Raw genomic sequence first — 17827 nt, 5'->3', positions numbered from 1 at the left:
TGATCCGAGTGCCTGAGATGGAGAGGATGTTAAAGATGCCGAAGCATAAAGTCTATGAACTTTTGAATTCGAAGAATATCCATTTTGAAGTGACTGAACATCGAGCTGTTTTCAATATGGCTGAGGCTTCGGCATTAGAGTTGCCGTATCCCGGAGATGAGGCAAAAAATCTTTTTGTTCGGGATGATAAAAAAAGGAATTATTACCTCATTACGGTGAAAGGCGATAAAAAGGTGAATCTGAAAGAGTTCTCTCGACAAAACAATACACGGTCTCTTTCATTTGCCTCCGAGACTGATCTTAAAAATTACCTCGGACTGTTCCCCGGTGCTGTGACTCCGCTCCCCCTTCTAAATGATAAAGAATGCAAAGTTCTATTCTTTTTAGACCGAGCTTTTTTGGAGTCTTCGGGACTGATTGGTGTACATCCGAACGACAATAGAGCTACTATCTGGCTAAAAACCCAAGATCTACTGGATATAGTCCAAGAGCACGGAAACCAAATTTTTCTTGTGGATGTATGATCCTCTTCCACTTCCAAATCATTCGACAAAATTCAAAAAACTCGTTAAAAAAATAACAACCCGTTGATACTCTTTGGTGGCTGAAATTGTAAGATTCATCGGTAAGCTGTGAAGTGAAATGTAGGTCTCTTCCGTTAGGAAGAGGCAGATTAGTTAACTTTTTTAGTAAAAAAGAAGTAGTTATAAGGTATTTAAATGGAAAATCCGTCTGCACCTGCAAATGAACTAAAAGAACTGAGACTTCCTCCTTTCTCAAAAGAGGCTGAAGACAGTATCCTTGGTGCATTGTTGGTCGACAACAGTGCCTTGGATATCATTTCTGACAAAATCAATGCCAATGACTTCTATGACTATGGCAATAGGCTCATTTTCGAACACATCCTTAAACTTGTCGAGAATGATCATCCTGCAGATGTCATTACCGTTGCCGACAGTCTGAAAGAAATGAATCAGGAGAAAGAGACCGGCGGAATTGAATACCTCAATCGTCTGGCCGACTATTCCCCCGGTTCTGCTAACCTAATTCGCTACGCAGAAATTCTTCGAGATCGTTCTATTCGAAGAAAATTAATTTCAGTAGGGTCAGAAATTTCTGCCCAAGCCTTTACTCCTGAAGGATTGCAGGCCGAGGACTTGCTGGATCAGGCCGAAGCAAAAGTATTGGCTATCTCGGAAGATCTGGAAAGAAGTTCAGGTGATTTCATTTCTTTAGGTGCAGCTCTTAAAACCTTGGAAGAACAGCTCAAGGAGCTGATGGAAAATCCGGTTCCGGAAGGCCAGTTCAGAGGTATTCGAACAGGTTTTGCGGATCTGGATAAGATGACCGACGGTATGCATGATGGTGAACTCATTATTGTTGCGGGTCGTCCTGCCATGGGTAAAACAGCTTTTGCTTTGAACGTTGCTCTTCAAGTGGCATTGGACGGTTTGCCGGTCGGAATTTTCTCATTGGAAATGGGTGCGGATCAGCTCGCTAACCGTATGATCAGCTGCCTTGCAGAAATTCCTCAGGACAATCTTAAAACCGGACGTTTGGATGCAGACCAGTGGGGCCGTTTCTACAATGGCGTCCAAACCATGAAGGATCTCAACCTGCTTATTGATCAAGGCAACGACTTATCAGTGATGAACATCCGTTCTCGAGCAAGAAAACTTAAGAGCCGTTACGGCAAATTAGGTCTTATCGTTATTGACTATTTGCAGTTGGCCAGTGCAACCAGCGGGGGAGTCATGTCAGAAAACCGTGCGGTTGAAGTCAGTGCGATTTCCCGAGGACTCAAGGCCCTAGCCAGAGAACTGGGGGTCCCTGTTATGGCTTTGTCTCAGCTGAACCGTGATTTGGAAAAACGCGGCGATAAAAGACCGATGATGAGCGACTTGAGAGAATCCGGTGCTATCGAACAGGATGCTGACTTGATTCTTTTCTTATACAGAGACTGTGTTTATAACAAAGTCGAGGGAAATGAAAGAGATGCTGAACTCATTATCGGCAAACAAAGAAGCGGTCCTACCGGCACAATAGGTATGATCTTCGAAGGAGAATTTACTCGATTCAAGAGTAAAGCATACGGGTACCAAGAGGAGTACCAACCGCAGGATTAAAAGGAATATGTGGCTTAGTATTATTTTGTGGATAGTGGCCGTGCTGCTGATTATTGTCGGATTGGCCGGCACTATTATTCCGGCTCTTCCGGGTTTGCCGATGATTTTCTTCGGAGCTTGGCTGGCCGGATACATTGATGATTATCAAAAAATTGGAGTTGCTCCGATTGTCATTATCGGCGTACTGACTGTTATCGGCCTGATTATTGATTGGGTCGGACAGTCGCTCGGGGCAAAGAAAGCAGGGGCAACGAAACTTGGAATTATCGGTTCCATGATCGGAACCTTCGTTGGAATTTTTACTGGTCTTTGGGGATTGCTTTTTATGCCTTTAATTGGGGCGGCAATCGGCGAATTCATTGACCATCAGGATATGATCAAAAGCGGCAAGGTTGGAGTTGCCACTTGGATCGGCATGATAATCGGCACTGTAGTCAAGCTTGGTTTGGCTTTCACTATGGTCGGGATTTTGATTGCTGCCTGGTTTATCTAAAAGAAATATTAAAAGCAGGAAAGAATATGCCATTACCTTCAGCACCTACAAAACCGGGTTCAATTGTTAAAGATATTCCGGCTCAGCTTGAAATTAAGCAGGAAAAATCAAAAAGAAAAAGAACTGTTAAGGCCAAGAGCACTGTGGAGCCGGTAACTGCTCAAACAGCGGAAGTTATGACTGAAGCAGCTCAGGGCACAGAAAAGAAAGTCGTTGCCCGTGCAGCTAAAAAAGCTGTCAAGGCTGCTCCTGTTCCATCTTTGTCTGAAAACAATCACAAGCCAAAACTGAAACGCAGCAAAGCGGGAGCCTCAGAAGGTCGCAAGCTCTATGTTTTGGATACCAATGTCCTTCTTCATGATCCGACAAGTATGTTCCGTTTCGAGGAGCATGACGTTTACCTTCCGATGATTACATTGGAAGAGCTCGATAACCATAAGAGCGGCATGACCGATGTGGCACGCAATGCCAGACAGGTCAGCAGAACGTTGGATGCAATCCTTCAGCATCTTGAAGGTCCGATTGAGGAAGGTATTCCTCTTTCCGTGCTCGGCAGTAAAGAGTGCCTCGGCAGACTCTACGTTCAAACGACGCCTTTTTCTACTCAGCTTCCGATGCTTCCGGCAGGAAAGGCAGATAACCAAATTTTGGCCGTTGTCAGAGGATTAAAGGAAAGCCGTCCGTCTGAGCAAGTTATCCTTGTTTCCAAGGATATCAATATGCGCCTGAAGGCCGCTGCTCTCAATCTTGAGGCTGAAGATTACTTCAACGACAAGATGATTGAAGACAGCGATATTCTTTACAGCGGAACAAAACAGTTGCCTGCAAACTTCTGGGAAGCTCATGGAAAGAATTTGAGATCTTGGCAGCAAGACGGTTATACCTGGTACGAAATTACCGGACCTCTTGTTTCTTCTTTCATTGTCAATGAATTTATTTGGCACGAGGGAGAAGGGACACCGTTCTACGGTCAGGTTAAGAGCGTGGACAGAAACACTGCGATAGTTAGAGTTCTTCCTGATTACACCTCTCAGAAAAATTCCGTGTGGGGAATTACGGCTAGAAACCGTGAACAAGGTTTTGCTTTAAGTCTTTTGATGGATCCGGAAATTGATTTCGTGACCTTGTTAGGGCAGGCCGGTACCGGTAAGACCCTTTTGGCTTTAGCGGCGGCTCTGACCCAGACAATGGAAATGAGACGCTTTAATGAGATTATTGTCACTCGCGCGACGGTTTCCGTCGGCGAAGATATCGGTTTCCTTCCGGGTACCGAAGAAGAGAAGATGACGCCTTGGCTCGGCGCTATCGACGATAACCTTGAAGTTCTCAACAGAGGAAGTGCAAATGATTCCGAATGGGGCCGGAGAGCTTCCAACGATTTGATTCGTTCTCGAATCCGCATTAAATCTATGAGTTTCATGAGAGGACGTACTTTCATGAACAAGCTTGTCATTATTGATGAAGCTCAGAACTTGACGCCGAAACAAATGAAGACTTTGATCACGCGTGCAGGCCCGGGCTCTAAGATCGTCTGCTTAGGCAATATTGCTCAGATCGATACGCCTTATTTAACCGAAGGTTCTTCCGGTTTAACTTATGTTGTTGACCGCTTCAAAGGTTGGGAACACTCCGGTCACATCACTATGCAAAGAGGCGAACGTTCGAGACTTGCAGATTACGCAACTGACGTTTTGTAAACTTCTTTCAATTCAAAAGAAAACGGATCCGTGAAAATTCTCTCGGATCCGTTTTCTTTTGCCTGCTTGTTGAAAATCCATCCAATTCACGTTATTGAATCGGTCATAATGGTAAATTCATAAGATCTCAATGGATTGGACGCAGGTCCAGGTAATCAAAAAATCGAAGGATCCTTAAATGAATAATGATTTTCCACGTATTAAACGTCTTCCTCCTTATGTCTTCAATATCACTAACGAGAAGAAGATGGCGGCAAGACACAGAGGAGAAGATATTATCGATTTGAGCATGGGAAATCCTGACGGAGACACTCCTAAGCACATCGTCGATAAGCTCGTTGAAGTCGCTCTGCGTCCGGGAACCCATGGCTATTCTGCTTCTAAAGGTATCCCTCGTCTGAGAAAAGCTATTTGTGATTGGTACAAGCGCAAATTTGATGTGGATCTTGATCCGGATAAAGAAGCTATCGTTACGATTGGTTCTAAAGAAGGTATTGCTCACTTGATGCTCGCCACTTTGGACAGAGGCGATACTATCTTGGTTCCGAACCCAAGCTATCCGATTCATATCTACGGCGCAATTATTGCCGGTGCTGACGTCCGCAGCGTGAAGATGGCTCCGGGAACAGACTTCTTTGCCGAATTTGAGAAAGCTGTTATTGAAACAACTCCGAAACCTAAGCTGATGATTTTAGGTTTCCCAAGCAATCCGACCGCTCAGTGCGTTGATATCAGCTTCTTCGAACGATTGGTTGCTTTAGCTAAGAAGTACGGCGTCTACATCGTTCATGATTTGGCTTATGCTGATATCGTCTATGACGACTACAAGGCTCCTTCCATTATGCAGGTTCCGGGTGCCCGTGATGTTGCCGTTGAATTCTTCACCATGAGTAAGAGCTACAACATGGCTGGCTGGCGTATCGGTTTCATGGTCGGTAACAAAGATTTGGTTGCCGCTCTGACAAGAATTAAGAGCTATCACGATTACGGAACATTTACTCCTATTCAGGTTGGTGCTATCGAAGCTTTGAACGGTCCTCAAGATTGTGTGGAAGAAGTAAGAAAAGAATACGAACACAGAAGAGACGTGATGGTTAAAGGCCTTCACGAAATCGGCTGGATGGTCGAAAATCCGAAGGCGTCCATGTACATCTGGGCAGAATTACCGGATTATTACAAACCGATGGGCAGCGTTGAGTTCGCAAACCACCTGTTGGACAAGGCTAAAGTTGCTGTTTCTCCCGGAGTTGGTTTCGGTGAATACGGCGAGGGTTTTGTACGTATTGCTCTGATTGAAAACGTTGACCGTATCAGACAGGCGTTGCGCGGCATCAAGAAGATGTTTATTGAAGATGGTCTGCTTGAAACCGCTTCTCATAAGCGTCAGAGCGTTACTCGCCGCTGGAAAGGCGCTCATATGCCTTCTGAAGCTGAAGCTAATGCAAAGCCAAAAGTTACGCTTAAGCCGGAAGAGGTTCCGCACATTACAACTAAGTCTGAAGGATTAAAGAAAAAAGGCAAAAAAGTTACAGCCGCTAAAGCAGAGCCTGCAGCAAAGAAAGCAAAGGAAAAGGCGGCAAAACCAGCAAAAACCTCTAAATCTTCAAAGAAATAAGGATAACTGAGAATGGCAACTTCAATTAAAGTTGGTCTTGCCGGTTTCGGCAATGTGGGTAAAGGAACATACGATGTTCTTCAAAGAAACAAGGACTTGATCGTTAAAAGATCCGGTACGGATATTTCCGTTAAGAGAGTCGTTGCCAGAAATACCGCCAGAGTCGTTCCGCTCGTTGCTGAAGACGTTATCGTCTCCTCCGATTGGAAAGACATCGTCAACGATCCCGACATCAACGTCGTGGTCGAAGTAATGGGCGGCATTGAGCCGGCTCGTTCTCTTATTCTTGAAGCCATTTCTAAAGGCAAGCATGTTGTTACCGCCAACAAAGCTCTTTTGGCTGAATACGGTAATGAAATTTTTGCTGCTGCCGAGAAGGCGGGCGTCAACGTAGCATTTGAAGCTGCCGTCGCAGGTTCTATTCCTATCGTTAAGGGTTTGAGAGAAGGTCTTGCCGCTAACGATGTTAAATGGATCGCCGGCATCATCAACGGTACCTGCAACTTCATCCTTTCTACTATGCGTGATACCGGAAGAAGTTTTGCAGACGTGTTGGCAGAAGCACAGCAGTTAGGCTATGCGGAAGCCGATCCGACTTTTGATATCGAGGGTATCGATACTGCTCACAAGATCATGCTTTTGGCAGCTATTGCCTTCGGAGTTCCTGTCAATATGCAGAAAGTTCATATTGAAGGCATTAGCAAGCTTGAAGCTAAAGACATCAAGTATGCAGAAGAGCTCGGTTTCAGAATCAAGCTGCTCGGTATCACTAAGAATACGGATTACGGCGTTGAAGTTCGTGTTCATCCTGCTTTGGTGCCGAACAGAAGACTTTTAGCTAATGTAGAAGGAGCAATGAATGCTGTCGTCGTTAAAGGCGATGCCGCAGAAAGTTCTCTCTACTACGGTAAGGGCGCCGGCGGCGAACCTACGGGAAGTGCCGTTATTGCAGACTTGATTGACATTGCCCGTACAGCTTCCGTCGATGTCTCTGAAAGACCGAAGATGCCGACCGTTGACGCAAAACATAACGCTAATCTATGGGCTGATTTCGGAGATACCGTCTGTTCTTATTACATGAGAATTCCCGTGGAAGATAAACCGGGCGTATTGGCTGAAATCACTAGAATCATCGCGGACAACAAGATTTCCATTGAGTCCTTGATCCAGAAAGAAGCTCCTCAGAAGGTCCATCAGACTGAAGTCATCATGATGACTCATACCACTAAGGAAGCCGACGTTCAGAAGGCTATCAGAACCATGCAGGAACTTTCCAGTGTTCGCGGACCAATTGTCTTGCTGCGTAAAGAGGAACTTCACTAATGCAGTACGTTTCTACACGAGGCGGCGTTCCTGCCGCCACCTATACAGAGATCATTCTCCAAGGTCTAGCCAAGGACGGAGGACTTTTTGTGCCCGTCCAATATCCTCAGGTTTCTAAAGAAACTCTGAAGTCGTGGAGAGGTTTGAACTATGCTCAAATGGCAACGGCCGTTACCGCCTTGTTTGCCAAAGACATGAACCGCTCAACAATTGCGCATCTTTGCGAGTCCACCTATACGTCGGAAACTTATGACCACGGCAGAGAGGGAACGGATTTTTCGAAGATTGTGCCTCTAGTCTGGCTTGACAAAGAAATCGGCATTCTTGAGTTGTCCAACGGCCCGACGTTGGCATTCAAAGACATGGCAATGCAGTACCTTGGCGCTTTGTTTGAATGCGTTTTGTCTAAACGTCAGGAACAGCTCAATATTCTCGGTGCAACGAGCGGAGATACCGGCAGCGCAGCTGAATATGCGATGAGAGGCCGTGAAGGCATCAAAGTATTCATGCTGTCTCCGAAAGGCCGCATGAGCGATTTCCAAAGAGCTCAGATGTATTCTTTGCTTGACGGCAATATCTTCAACATTGCCGTCGAAGGAAGTTTCGATGATGCTCAGGATATCGTGAAAGCTGTTTCGGCTGATTTGGGATTCAAAACCAAATACTCCATCGGAACCGTCAACTCCATTAACTGGGCCCGTATCGCTGCACAGGTCGTCTACTACTTCAGCGGCTGGCTTCAGGCTACAGAAAGTGAGGATGAGGAAATTGCATTTTCTGTTCCAAGCGGAAACTTCGGTGATGTTTTAGCCGGTTGGATTGCTAAGCAAATGGGCTTGCCGATTAGACAGCTTATCGTCGCAACCAACGAGAATGATGTCCTTTACGAGTTCTTCAAGACCGGACGCTATAAGGTCAGAGATTCTGCTCATACTTACGTGACAAGTTCTCCATCCATGGATATTTCCAAAGCGTCTAATTTTGAACGTTATGTTTACGACATCTGCGGCAAAGATCCGGAAAGAGTTTGCGAACTTTGGAATGAATTGAAGACCAAAGGTGAATTCTTGTTGGATGGCCCCGAATGGGAGCGTGTAAAGGCTAGCGGAGTTTGCTCTGCCCGCAGCACTCATGAGGAACGCATCGAGAGAATCCGAAAGACCTGGAACGAACATCAGTTTTTGGTTGATCCTCACACGGCAGACGGCTTAAATGCCGCCTACAAGATGAAGATTGACGGCGTCAAAACAATTTGTCTTGAAACCGCTCTTCCGGCTAAATTCGGAAAGACTATCGTTGAGGCAGTGGGCTTTGAACCCCCGGTTCCTAACGGATATGAAGGCATATTAGAAAAGCCGCAAAAGGTCGTGGATATGCCGGCAAATGTTCAATTAGTTAAAGAATTTATTGAACAGAACGCCTAATTTGAACAACTAAACAAAAACTTCCGCTGATGAAGCCTTGAAGGAATTATCGCGGGAGTTTTTATTTATGGAGCCAGAATATAGGTTTTTCCTGGAGCCCATAGCGATAAAAAAAATGTACCCACCTAATCGATCTATTGGCCAGGTAAAATATCCTCTACAACTAAGTTCGGATAAGAAAATATGGCAAGAACCACTACAGGAGTTGGGGAAGTAAGGCTTCTTTTAGAAATTCTGAAAAGGATTCCCTCTGATCGAAAAATATCTAGCACAGAGCTGCTGACGGTCCTTGAGAATTCCGGATTCTCCGTTAACAAGCGGACTTTTCAGCGGTATTTGAAAGAGTTGGTTGAGGCCGACTGCGGAATCATGTGCGATAGTTCTTCTAAACCCTTCGGATATAGAAGAACGAAAACAGTCACCAGCCTTGAGACCTTAAGGCTGGACAACAACGCTAAACTGCTTCTTAACCTTGCCAAAGAGCAGTTAAAATATCAGCTTCCGCCTGAAGTTAGTAATTCTCTAGATTATTTGTTTTCTGAGTCAGACGATCCAGGCCGGGGCAGCGAAGACAAGCTCCGTCAAAAATGGCTGGATAAGGTTGCGGTTGTCTCCGGCTCCATTCCCATGATGCCTCCGAAGATCCTCACTCGTATTTTCAATGAAGTTGCTGCCGGACTTTTCGAAGGCAAACAGCTTGACATCAGTTACACCACCAGTGACGGAAAAGATAAGCAGGTTCGAGTCTCTCCCTTAGGACTAGTCCAGCAGGAAGTGCGGCTTTATCTAGTTTGTGAGTACGTTGGGAGCGGCGAACTGCGCCATTTTGCTCTTCATCGTATGAAAGATGTTCGAATCGTGGACATGCAGGCCGAGTATCCCAAAAACTTTAATTTAAAGTCCTACGTGAAGAACAACCACTTTAATTACGGAAGCGGCAGCAAAGTCCAATTAAAGATTGAATTTACCAATCCCATAACTGCCGTGAACATGAAAGAAACGCCGTTTAATCCGACCCAGAAAATTGTTCAGCTTGATAACGGAAATTTCGAACTGACCGTTGAGATTGAAGACTCAATTTTATTGAATGGCTGGATCGAGAGCTGGAGAGAGTCCGGAGGTTTTGTTAAGGTAGAGAAGAGCGAGATCATCGAAAACACCAAAGCGGGACAATCTTGAAGAAATTAATGCGGAGATTTCTGTTTTTCCTTTTTTTGTTTGGTAATCTACTTATCAAATTTAAACCTATGAAGTGAAAGTAAAGCTTGTTGTGCACTCACAGAGAGTTCGGGCAGCTGAGATCCGAGCAGAACGCAGACTTGCATAATGGGTCACTGAGGGCGCAAGGAACGGTTTGACAACCTAGTATTCTGCGACGTGAAGGGATACGTTAGTTACCCAAGGGAATGATGGTTCCCTGTAAAGTGCATAAGAGACTTGTATAAATTCAGGTCAATTATGAAACAAGGTGGCACCGCGAGCTAATAACAGCCCGTCCTTGAATAAAAGTTTTACGGAATTTTTATTTGAGGGCGGGTTTTTGATTGCCCTCAAAAAGAGGAGCAATCATGTGCCAAACAACATGTTCGAAGGAAAGAGGACTTTGTATTAAGGACAAAGTTGTCACTCTCTTTTCTTTCTCCTTCTTGAGTTTTCTTTTGGAAGAAACGATAGCTTCAAAACTTACCAAGCAGCTAAGAGAAATCTGCCATGAAGAATTTTTCCGATGGCGTAGATGCCGGAGAAGTCTCGAATTTCACATTCTGGCGGCTTGACCAAAAGAGACTTAGTCAAGCCGTAAGAAACCGAGAAAAGTTTCAGCGTCCAAGCTGAACAAGTCGATCAGTAAGTTAAGCAACTTTTTAAGAAAAGAATCACAAGGAATCAACAATGAGTAAAGGCCGTTTCGGAAAACATGGTGGTCAGTACATTCCGGAAGTATTGATGAACGCAGCATCAGAGCTTGAAGAAGCTTATGAGCATTACAAAAATGATCCGGAATTCAACAGAGAACTTCAGGAACTTCTGAATGAATACGCAGGTCGCCCGTCAAGACTTTATTTTGCAAAACGTATGACGGAAGATTTAGGCGGAGCAAAAATTTATTTAAAGAGAGAAGACCTTAATCACACCGGAGCTCACAAAATCAATAACGTTCTCGGACAAGCTCTGCTTGCCAAGAAAATGGGTAAAACCCGTTTGATTGCAGAGACCGGTGCAGGTCAGCATGGTGTAGCGACTGCAACTGCTGCAGCCCTTTTAGGGATGGAGTGTGTTGTTTATATGGGTAAGGAAGATACCGTCAGACAGGCCCTTAACGTCTACAAAATGAAACTGTTGGGAAGTGAGGTTGTTCCGGTTACATCGGGAACGGCAACGCTTAAAGATGCAGTTAACGAAGCAATGGGAGAATGGGTTAAACGTCTGGATGATACCCATTACTGTCTCGGTTCTGCAGTGGGCCCTCATCCTTTCCCGGAAATCGTCAGGGACTTCCAGGCTGTTATCTCCAAAGAAATCAAAGAGCAGATCCTTGAAAAAGAAGGACGTCTTCCGGATGCTGTTTTAGCGTGCATCGGCGGAGGCAGTAACGCTATCGGCGCTTTCTACAATTTCATTGATGATGAAGGCGTGAGATTAATCGGATGCGAAGCCGGCGGCAGAGGCATCCATACGGCCGAGACAGCCGCAACTATCTCTGTTGGCAGGGAAGGTATTTTTCACGGCATGAAGAGTTACTTCTGCCAAGACGAGTTCGGTCAAATCGCACCGGTTTACTCGATTTCTGCCGGGTTGGATTATCCCGGAGTAGGGCCGGAACACTCTTATCTCCATGATATCGGCCGAGCCGAATACGTTGCAGTGACAGACGATGAAGCGGTTAATGCTTTCGAATACTTAGCCAAGACCGAGGGCATCATTCCTGCAATCGAATCCTCTCATGCGGTTGCTCACGCATTAAAACTTGCCCCCACCATGGACAAAGACCAAATCATGGTTATCAATATTTCGGGCCGCGGCGACAAAGACTGTGCGGCAATTGCTAGATATAAAGGAGAAGACATCAATGAGTAGCATTAAACAAGCATTTGCGGCACCGACAGTTTTAGTTCCTTTCGTGACATGCGGTGATCCGGATTTAGAGACTACAAAAGAAGTTGTCAAAGCATTAGCTAAGAACGGTGCCGGCCTAGTTGAGTTGGGAATCCCCTTTTCTGATCCGACAGGAGAGGGTCCTTTGGGTCAAGAGGCTAACGTTCGTGCTTTAGCAAACGGGACAACAACTAACAAGATTTTTGAAATGGTTAGTGAGCTCAGGAAAGAAGTTAGTATCCCGTTGGTTTTCAAAACTTATGCCAATGTGGTTTTCGGTTACGGGACTGAGGCATTTTTGAAAAAGTGTCAGGAAATCGGCATTGACGGCTTGGCTTTATTGGATGTCCCTTATGAAGAAAGAGAAGAGTTCTCACAACTCTGCCGCCAGTACGGAATTGATTTTATTTTCACAGTGGCACCGACATCCGGCAAGAGAATCAGTTTTATTGCAAAGGAAGCGAAAGGTTATCTTTACTGTATCGGCGCTCTAGGCCCGGTCTCCGCGGATGTCCTCAAAGCCAACGTGACTAAGATGGTTCAGTTGGCAAAAGAAGCTAACCCTGAACTGCCGTGCATAGTGGGGTTGGGTGAGGTCACAGCAGAACTCATCAATGAGCTCAAAGGACTCTGTGATGGATTTGCTATTGCAGAAGATATTGTTCGAATTACCGCCAGAGAAGGTAAGAATGCTCCTCAGGCCGCGGCGGAATATCTTAGAGGCTTAAGAGCTTAATCTTCATAATCCCAAAGAGAATTTAATTTCAAAGGAAAACGTCCTTCCGAATTGGCTGCCGGAAGGACGTTTTTATCGGGATTGAGTGTTCAACTAGACTAAGCCAAGCCACTTCCAATACGTTTGTGCCAACACCAATAACAGGCCGTAAGCGACTAATGTAAACATCAAACCGAATTTCGCAAACTGAGACACTTCAAAAGTTCCCGTGGAATAAGCAATCATGTTTTGCGGAGCATTAACCGGAAGGATGTAGCCGAAGCTAATTACAAACTGAAGAATCATCGTCATACCAATGATATTAACTCCCGGTGTTTTAAGTGCTCCGAGAACGGCAATAATAATTGGGATGATAGCGGCGGCAAGACCTGTCGCTGAGGCAAATCCTAAGTGAATAACGATTAAGAATATTGCCATTACGGCAAGAATCATGAAAGTTGTGGAGTTTTCAAGGCCGAAACTTAACACAATCATATCGGCAAGCCACTGAGCCGCTTTAGTGGAGAGGAGGGCCGATCCGAGAGAGATTCCAACACCGAATAGAAGCAGCGTCCCCCAATTAATTTTGTTGACTGTCTGCTGCCAATTCATGACGCCGATTCCTGGGCACATAAGAATAGCGATAGCACAGACGGTCGTTGTTGTGGTGTCTATCTGATGAAGTGTTTTTTCGGATACCCAGAAAGAGAGCAGAATGATGGAAACAATGAGAAGCTTCCATTCATTCTTACTCATCGGGCCGAGTTCTCGAAGTCTCTCTCCGATGATTTCAGAAGAGCTCTCAAGTTTTGTTGAATCAACATTGAAACACTTGCAGACTAGGAAGAACAAGCAAACGGACAACAGTGCGGCAAATGGTGCGGCTGCAATGAACCAGTTCATCCAAGTAATGTCAGTGCCTGTTATCTCTCGGATGAAATTGACGGCAACCATGTTTTGAGCAGCTGCAGTTTTGATGCCGATATTCCAAACGGAGTCCACTTGAGCGACGGTAATCATGAGTGCTGCGGCAAAGGCTGATTTCATCGGCAGATTTAAAGCCTGAATCACACCGATAACGATTGGAACTAAACAGGCCACACGGGCAGTAGTGGATGGAACGAAAAAGGAAAGAATAAGTCCGCAGAGAATAACTCCGAGGACGATCCGTTTTGGTTCAGCACCAACCTTGTGCAGAACGAACAAAGCAATTCTTTTATCCAGTCCCGTAATCGTCATGGCTGCGGCAAGAAAAAGAGCAGCACCAACCAGGCAGAATGCGGGCGATGAAAAGCCGACGAGAGCCATTTTCATTCCGGCGGTTGTCCCTATAATCTGATCCGGGTTGGTGCCTGGAGAAAAGCCGATAAAGAGCGCTGTTAAGGTCATGATGAGACCTGCAGAAACGGGATAGGAGACTGCGGAAGTCGACCAAAGAATGACGGCAAAAATCATAATTCCGATCATGCGTTGGCCTGCAACAGAAAGTCCCGGCTGTTCAGGGAGGAGACAAATAACGGTTAAGGCAATAAAGGCGCTGATAAAGCCGAATTTCTTCCATTTTCCCCATTCAAGAACATTAGGGTTCCTAAGTCCGGTCTTAAGTGTTGCTTCCATTTTTCTTTCCTTTTCTTTTGTTTTAAGTCATAAGCACCTCAACTAAAGACAAGCAAAAAATATGCCAGTGTCGCCCATTTCGGTACCTTGAGCGAAACAAATAAGCCGAGAAAATGCTTGTAAAGAAAAGGACAGGTAAAGGTCCAAAGGAGAGGATGCGACGGATATCGAGGAAAAGAAAAACTCGGTAAAGAAAAAATAAACCTTTACCGAGTTTGTAGACTGCTGCTCACGCTTTCAAAGCATAAGCTTTAAGCCCTTAATAACGATGCGGACGATTGTTTCTTCTCAAGGAGTTGGCGTATCTAATCCAAGCTTGAGACAGGGATTCGCCGTCATTCCAAGTGAAAGTGCGGACACCGGCCCATAATTTCGGATTCCACATCGGTTCATCTGGAATACGAATAAAAGCATTGAGTCCCGGATATTCTTTCGGATTCAATTCCATCATGACTTTTTTGCAGTCTCTGACGAAATCACCATAGAAGTCGTCAACAAAGCGATCAAACTTGGAGAAGTCGATAGTGATTTCTCTGGAACCGGTTGGCGTTCTTTCTACGGAGAGAATTGGAGTACCTTCACTGTTCTTGTCTAGTCTGATATCAAGACCTTCGTAAGTTTCGTATACGGCTTTAGCGTAATCCGGAGTAGTTTGGAAGAATTCTTCGGCGGCCGGATGCAGTCTCATCTTTCTCAACCAAGGCTTGTTGGGAACGTTCGGGCCCTGCATTGTGGCTACTCTTGGATTTTCGAGCACTTCGTCAGGAATATTTAGACCCTTTTGATGAACCATTTCAGCAAAGGCGCGAGTGTCGGCTTTTTCCTGCATGATGCTTAAAATCTGCCAGACTTGTTCTAAGTCTTCTGCAGGAATGGAGAACTCGTCAACGTAACCGTGTTCTTCGTTTTCTTCACGGTAGTTCGGACGTTGATCCAAAGCATGAGCTACTCTCCAAGAACGGCCTTCGGAAGCCTTGGGAACCGGTCTCTTCGGTTTTGGAGGTTCTTCAGGGGCAGACGGTTCTTCAACAAACTCACTTACCGTCATTGTCGGCTGAATAAATTCCTGGTTCGGTTTAGGCTGATTCTTTTCGTTGCGGTTAGGGCGTTGATTTCGGAACTGCTTGCCTTGTCTGCGTAAGCCGAAACCTTTTTCATTTTGCTGAGCTCTTTGATTGATATCATCAGCTGCCGGGGCTCCGGATACTTCCTGGTTTTCTGATACAGGTTGGACTTCTGCAGCGGCGTTTTCAACCGGAACAGTGAGGACAACCGGTTCTACGGCTGGTTCCTGAGGCTGTACAAATTCTGGGACAGGAGCTTCTTGGACTTTGGTTTCAACCTGCTCGAAAACCGGAGCTGTCGGAACTGATTCTTTCGCTACGGGATTTTCGGGTTGAACTTCCAAGGATTCATTTGTTTCCGGTGCGGTTTTCTTTTTAGCTAATTTTATTACCGGGCGTTTTGGGGCGCTGGCTGCCGCATAACTTGGGTCTTCGGCAACCATTTTTTCGTAATCTTTGATCCATTTTGAAAGAGTTTCCGGCTTAATTTCAAGCTCTGCTGAAACGTTAGCGGCCGGCTCTTTTAAGAGCAAAACTCTTTGGACTGCCTGTTTTTTAAATTCTGGCGAAAATGAACGACGAGTGCGTTTTGTTTCCATATGAACATTAGGGCAGAACGCCCTGCAATTATTAAATATCACTAAAAATCAGATCTTTGGAAGTCTGACGTCTTTTTAAAAATTTGAGAATCTAAGAGAAAGCCGCCGAGAAAGTGGGCTTTACAGATAATCATTCATATTTCTTTATTTCGATTAATTGTAATTGGAAAAAGTTTGGTTGTGGAGGGCTATTTTTATTAATTTCTCGCTTTGCGCCGGATGTTGTATCAATTTGGAAATAGCATCTCTTGAAGCTTTTAGCAAAACAGAAGGAGATAGGAGCAGAGCGTTAGCTGTTTATGAGGTAGCAAGAAGAAGGCCGAAATTAAGGTTGATTTCGAGATTTGTGACACAGTGTGTAGCAAATTGAGTTGGCGCGCAAAACCTCCTGAGAATGTGAGTGTCTGAACAAAATGTAATAGTGTGCTATCTCAATGAGGCCTACTCATGTCCGTGGCGTGTCAAGGAACCGGACCGGAATATAAGCGCAAGCGACTACCAGAGAATATTGCCCAACCAAGTTACTCCACAGAAATCGGCTCTTTCTGAAGAACGTATCTGCGCTCTTTTATCAAAGATCCTTATGTGTTGGAGTTTTTAGGACTGCCTAAAGGCCTAGATTATTCTGAAAATATTAAACTGAAGGGGTCAAATTATTGACAGTAAAAAAACTTAAAATTACTGTCTAAATTTCTTAACTTAATGAAAATAAATATAAATAGTATTTTCCTAGGATTTTATTAGGCCAGTTTACACGAAATTCAGAGATTGCTCGTAAAATGATTTGAAGCAGATTGCTCGAACCAAGGTTAATAACGATGAGACTACTTCATACTTCAGATTGGCATCTCGGAAAGAAGCTTGCAGATCGTCCGAGAAAAGAGGTTTTTGTACAGTTTTTGAACTGGCTGTTAAAAGTCCTAAAAGAAGAAAAGATTGACTTGCTTCTAATCGCCGGAGACGTGTTCGACGGCACAATGCCTTCCCACGAAGCTCAAGAACTTTATTACGAATTTCTTGCGAGAGCTGTCAAGACCGGATGCCGCAATATTGTTGTAATTGCCGGTAATCACGACTCGGCTTCTTTTCTTGAAGCACCCGAACATCTTCTTAAATTCCTCAACATTTATGTGGTAGGTGAGGCTGAAGGCGATCCGAAAAAAGAAGTCATCGAGATAAGGAAAGAGTCAGGAGAGGTTGAAGCGGTTGTTTGCGCAATCCCGTTTTTAAAAGAAAAGAACCTTTATGTAATGGGTCGCGATGATGAACTTTCAGGCAGAGACGAGCTGATAGTTGAATCTACAAAAGCACATTTTGCCTCCGTAGTACAAGAAGGGGTACGAGTACGCGGTGATAAAAAGGTTCCTTTGATCGGAACGGGACACCTCTTTGTTGCAGGGGCAGATGTCTCGGATTCGGAACGGCAGCTATATATCGGCTCATTAGGTCGTCTTCCCAAAACAATATTGCCTGCAGAGCTTGATTATGTCGGATTGGGTCATATCCATAAGCCGCAAACTGTCGGAGGCGATATCTCACGCAACTACAGTGGTTCACCTATTGCTTTGGATTTCTCAGAGGGCAGTCAGCAGAAACTTGTCCGAATTGTCGATTTTGAGAAGGGTAAAGCCGAAGTAAGAAATCTGAATGTCCCGGAATTCGAGAAGCTCTCATTGATAACAGGGTCGCAGGAAGAGTTAGAAACAAAGCTCAGAGACTTGGTTCGGAAAGGAGAACGCTGTCTTGTCAGAGCAGAACACACGGGCACGATGCCTGCAAAAGATTTGTCAGGGCGTCTTAAAAACATTGCTGAGGGCACTCCGGTTGAAGTTGTTCATATTCGGGATTTAGCCAAGAAACAGTATTACTTAAGCTCGATGGTTACTGAAGAATTCGTCCATGAAATGACACCGGAAAGCGTTTTTGAGAAGCTTTTGGAAGATTGCTACGGCTTAAAGTCAGGTGCAGAAGAGTTGGACGAAGAAAAGAAACAAGAAATAAGAGAGCTGCACGAGTGTTATCAGGAAATCCTTCAGGAAATCAGATCAGGAAGCTAGTCGG

General features: G+C 44.9%; 12 protein-coding genes and 1 pseudogene. 11 read left to right on the top strand and 2 right to left on the bottom strand.

Annotation, left to right across the window (positions count from 1 at the left end; genetic code table 11):
- The first annotated feature begins 35 nt into the window (after nt 1–35).
- The 10 genes and pseudogenes from ACYQ4O_RS06670 to trpA all read left to right on the top strand — a co-directional run bounded on the left by ACYQ4O_RS06670 (nt 36) and on the right by trpA (nt 12507).
- Nucleotides 36–524 carry a prolyl-tRNA synthetase associated domain-containing protein gene (locus tag ACYQ4O_RS06670; protein WP_460175142.1) on the top strand — a complete coding sequence of 163 codons (489 nt, stop codon included), beginning with the start codon at nt 36–38 and terminating at the stop codon, nt 522–524.
- A 195-nt stretch (nt 525–719) separates the two neighbouring features.
- Complete coding sequence (gene dnaB, locus ACYQ4O_RS06665; protein ID WP_066593611.1) at nt 720–2126, top strand: replicative DNA helicase; 1407 nt, start codon at nt 720–722, stop codon at nt 2124–2126.
- 7 nt (nt 2127–2133) lie between these two features.
- Nucleotides 2134–2619 (top strand): DUF456 domain-containing protein, encoded by a 486-nt coding sequence (locus ACYQ4O_RS06660; RefSeq protein ID WP_282196426.1) that lies wholly within the window; start codon nt 2134–2136, stop codon nt 2617–2619.
- Nucleotides 2620–2645: 26 nt separating this feature from the next.
- The gene (locus ACYQ4O_RS06655; RefSeq protein WP_460175141.1) at nt 2646–4316 is read left to right on the top strand and encodes a PhoH family protein; all 1671 of its coding nucleotides are present in this window, start codon (nt 2646–2648) and stop codon (nt 4314–4316) included.
- 178 nt (nt 4317–4494) lie between these two features.
- Nucleotides 4495–5682, top strand: a pseudogene (gene alaC, locus ACYQ4O_RS06650) (alanine transaminase); the annotation flags it as partial.
- A gap of 261 nt (nt 5683–5943) precedes the next feature.
- Nucleotides 5944–7254, top strand: coding sequence for a homoserine dehydrogenase (locus ACYQ4O_RS06645; protein ID WP_308514183.1), 1311 nt, complete (start codon nt 5944–5946; stop codon nt 7252–7254).
- Nucleotides 7254–8678, top strand: a complete 1425-nt coding sequence (gene thrC, locus ACYQ4O_RS06640) for a threonine synthase (protein ID WP_460175140.1) — start codon at nt 7254–7256, stop codon at nt 8676–8678. The genes ACYQ4O_RS06645 and thrC overlap by 1 nt, the downstream gene beginning before the upstream one ends.
- A gap of 183 nt (nt 8679–8861) precedes the next feature.
- The gene (locus tag ACYQ4O_RS06635; protein WP_308514181.1) at nt 8862–9857 is read left to right on the top strand and encodes a helix-turn-helix transcriptional regulator; all 996 of its coding nucleotides are present in this window, start codon (nt 8862–8864) and stop codon (nt 9855–9857) included.
- Between the two features lie 711 nt (nt 9858–10568).
- The gene (trpB, locus tag ACYQ4O_RS06630; protein WP_308514180.1) at nt 10569–11753 is read left to right on the top strand and encodes a tryptophan synthase subunit beta; all 1185 of its coding nucleotides are present in this window, start codon (nt 10569–10571) and stop codon (nt 11751–11753) included.
- Nucleotides 11746–12507 carry a tryptophan synthase subunit alpha gene (trpA, locus tag ACYQ4O_RS06625; RefSeq protein WP_308514179.1) on the top strand — a complete coding sequence of 254 codons (762 nt, stop codon included), beginning with the start codon at nt 11746–11748 and terminating at the stop codon, nt 12505–12507. The genes trpB and trpA overlap by 8 nt, the downstream gene beginning before the upstream one ends.
- A 93-nt stretch (nt 12508–12600) precedes the next feature.
- Here trpA and ACYQ4O_RS06620 read toward each other — a convergent pair whose 3' ends face one another.
- Together ACYQ4O_RS06620 and ACYQ4O_RS06615 are read right to left on the bottom strand one after the other, a co-directional pair.
- Nucleotides 12601–14103: a DASS family sodium-coupled anion symporter gene (locus ACYQ4O_RS06620; protein WP_460175139.1), complete on the bottom strand. Its 1503-nt coding sequence runs from the start codon at nt 14101–14103 to the stop codon at nt 12601–12603.
- 259 nt (nt 14104–14362) lie between these two features.
- Complete coding sequence (locus ACYQ4O_RS06615; RefSeq protein WP_460175138.1) at nt 14363–15766, bottom strand: transposase; 1404 nt, start codon at nt 15764–15766, stop codon at nt 14363–14365.
- 818 nt (nt 15767–16584) lie between these two features.
- On the opposite strand from ACYQ4O_RS06615, the gene ACYQ4O_RS06610 reads away from it, so the two are divergent.
- Nucleotides 16585–17823 (top strand): exonuclease SbcCD subunit D C-terminal domain-containing protein, encoded by a 1239-nt coding sequence (locus ACYQ4O_RS06610; protein ID WP_308514176.1) that lies wholly within the window; start codon nt 16585–16587, stop codon nt 17821–17823.
- Nucleotides 17824–17827: the final 4 nt, after the last annotated feature.

The organism is Turicimonas sp. TL08 (genome assembly GCF_054660695.1).
This window is presented reverse-complemented; position numbering and strand designations above follow the sequence as displayed.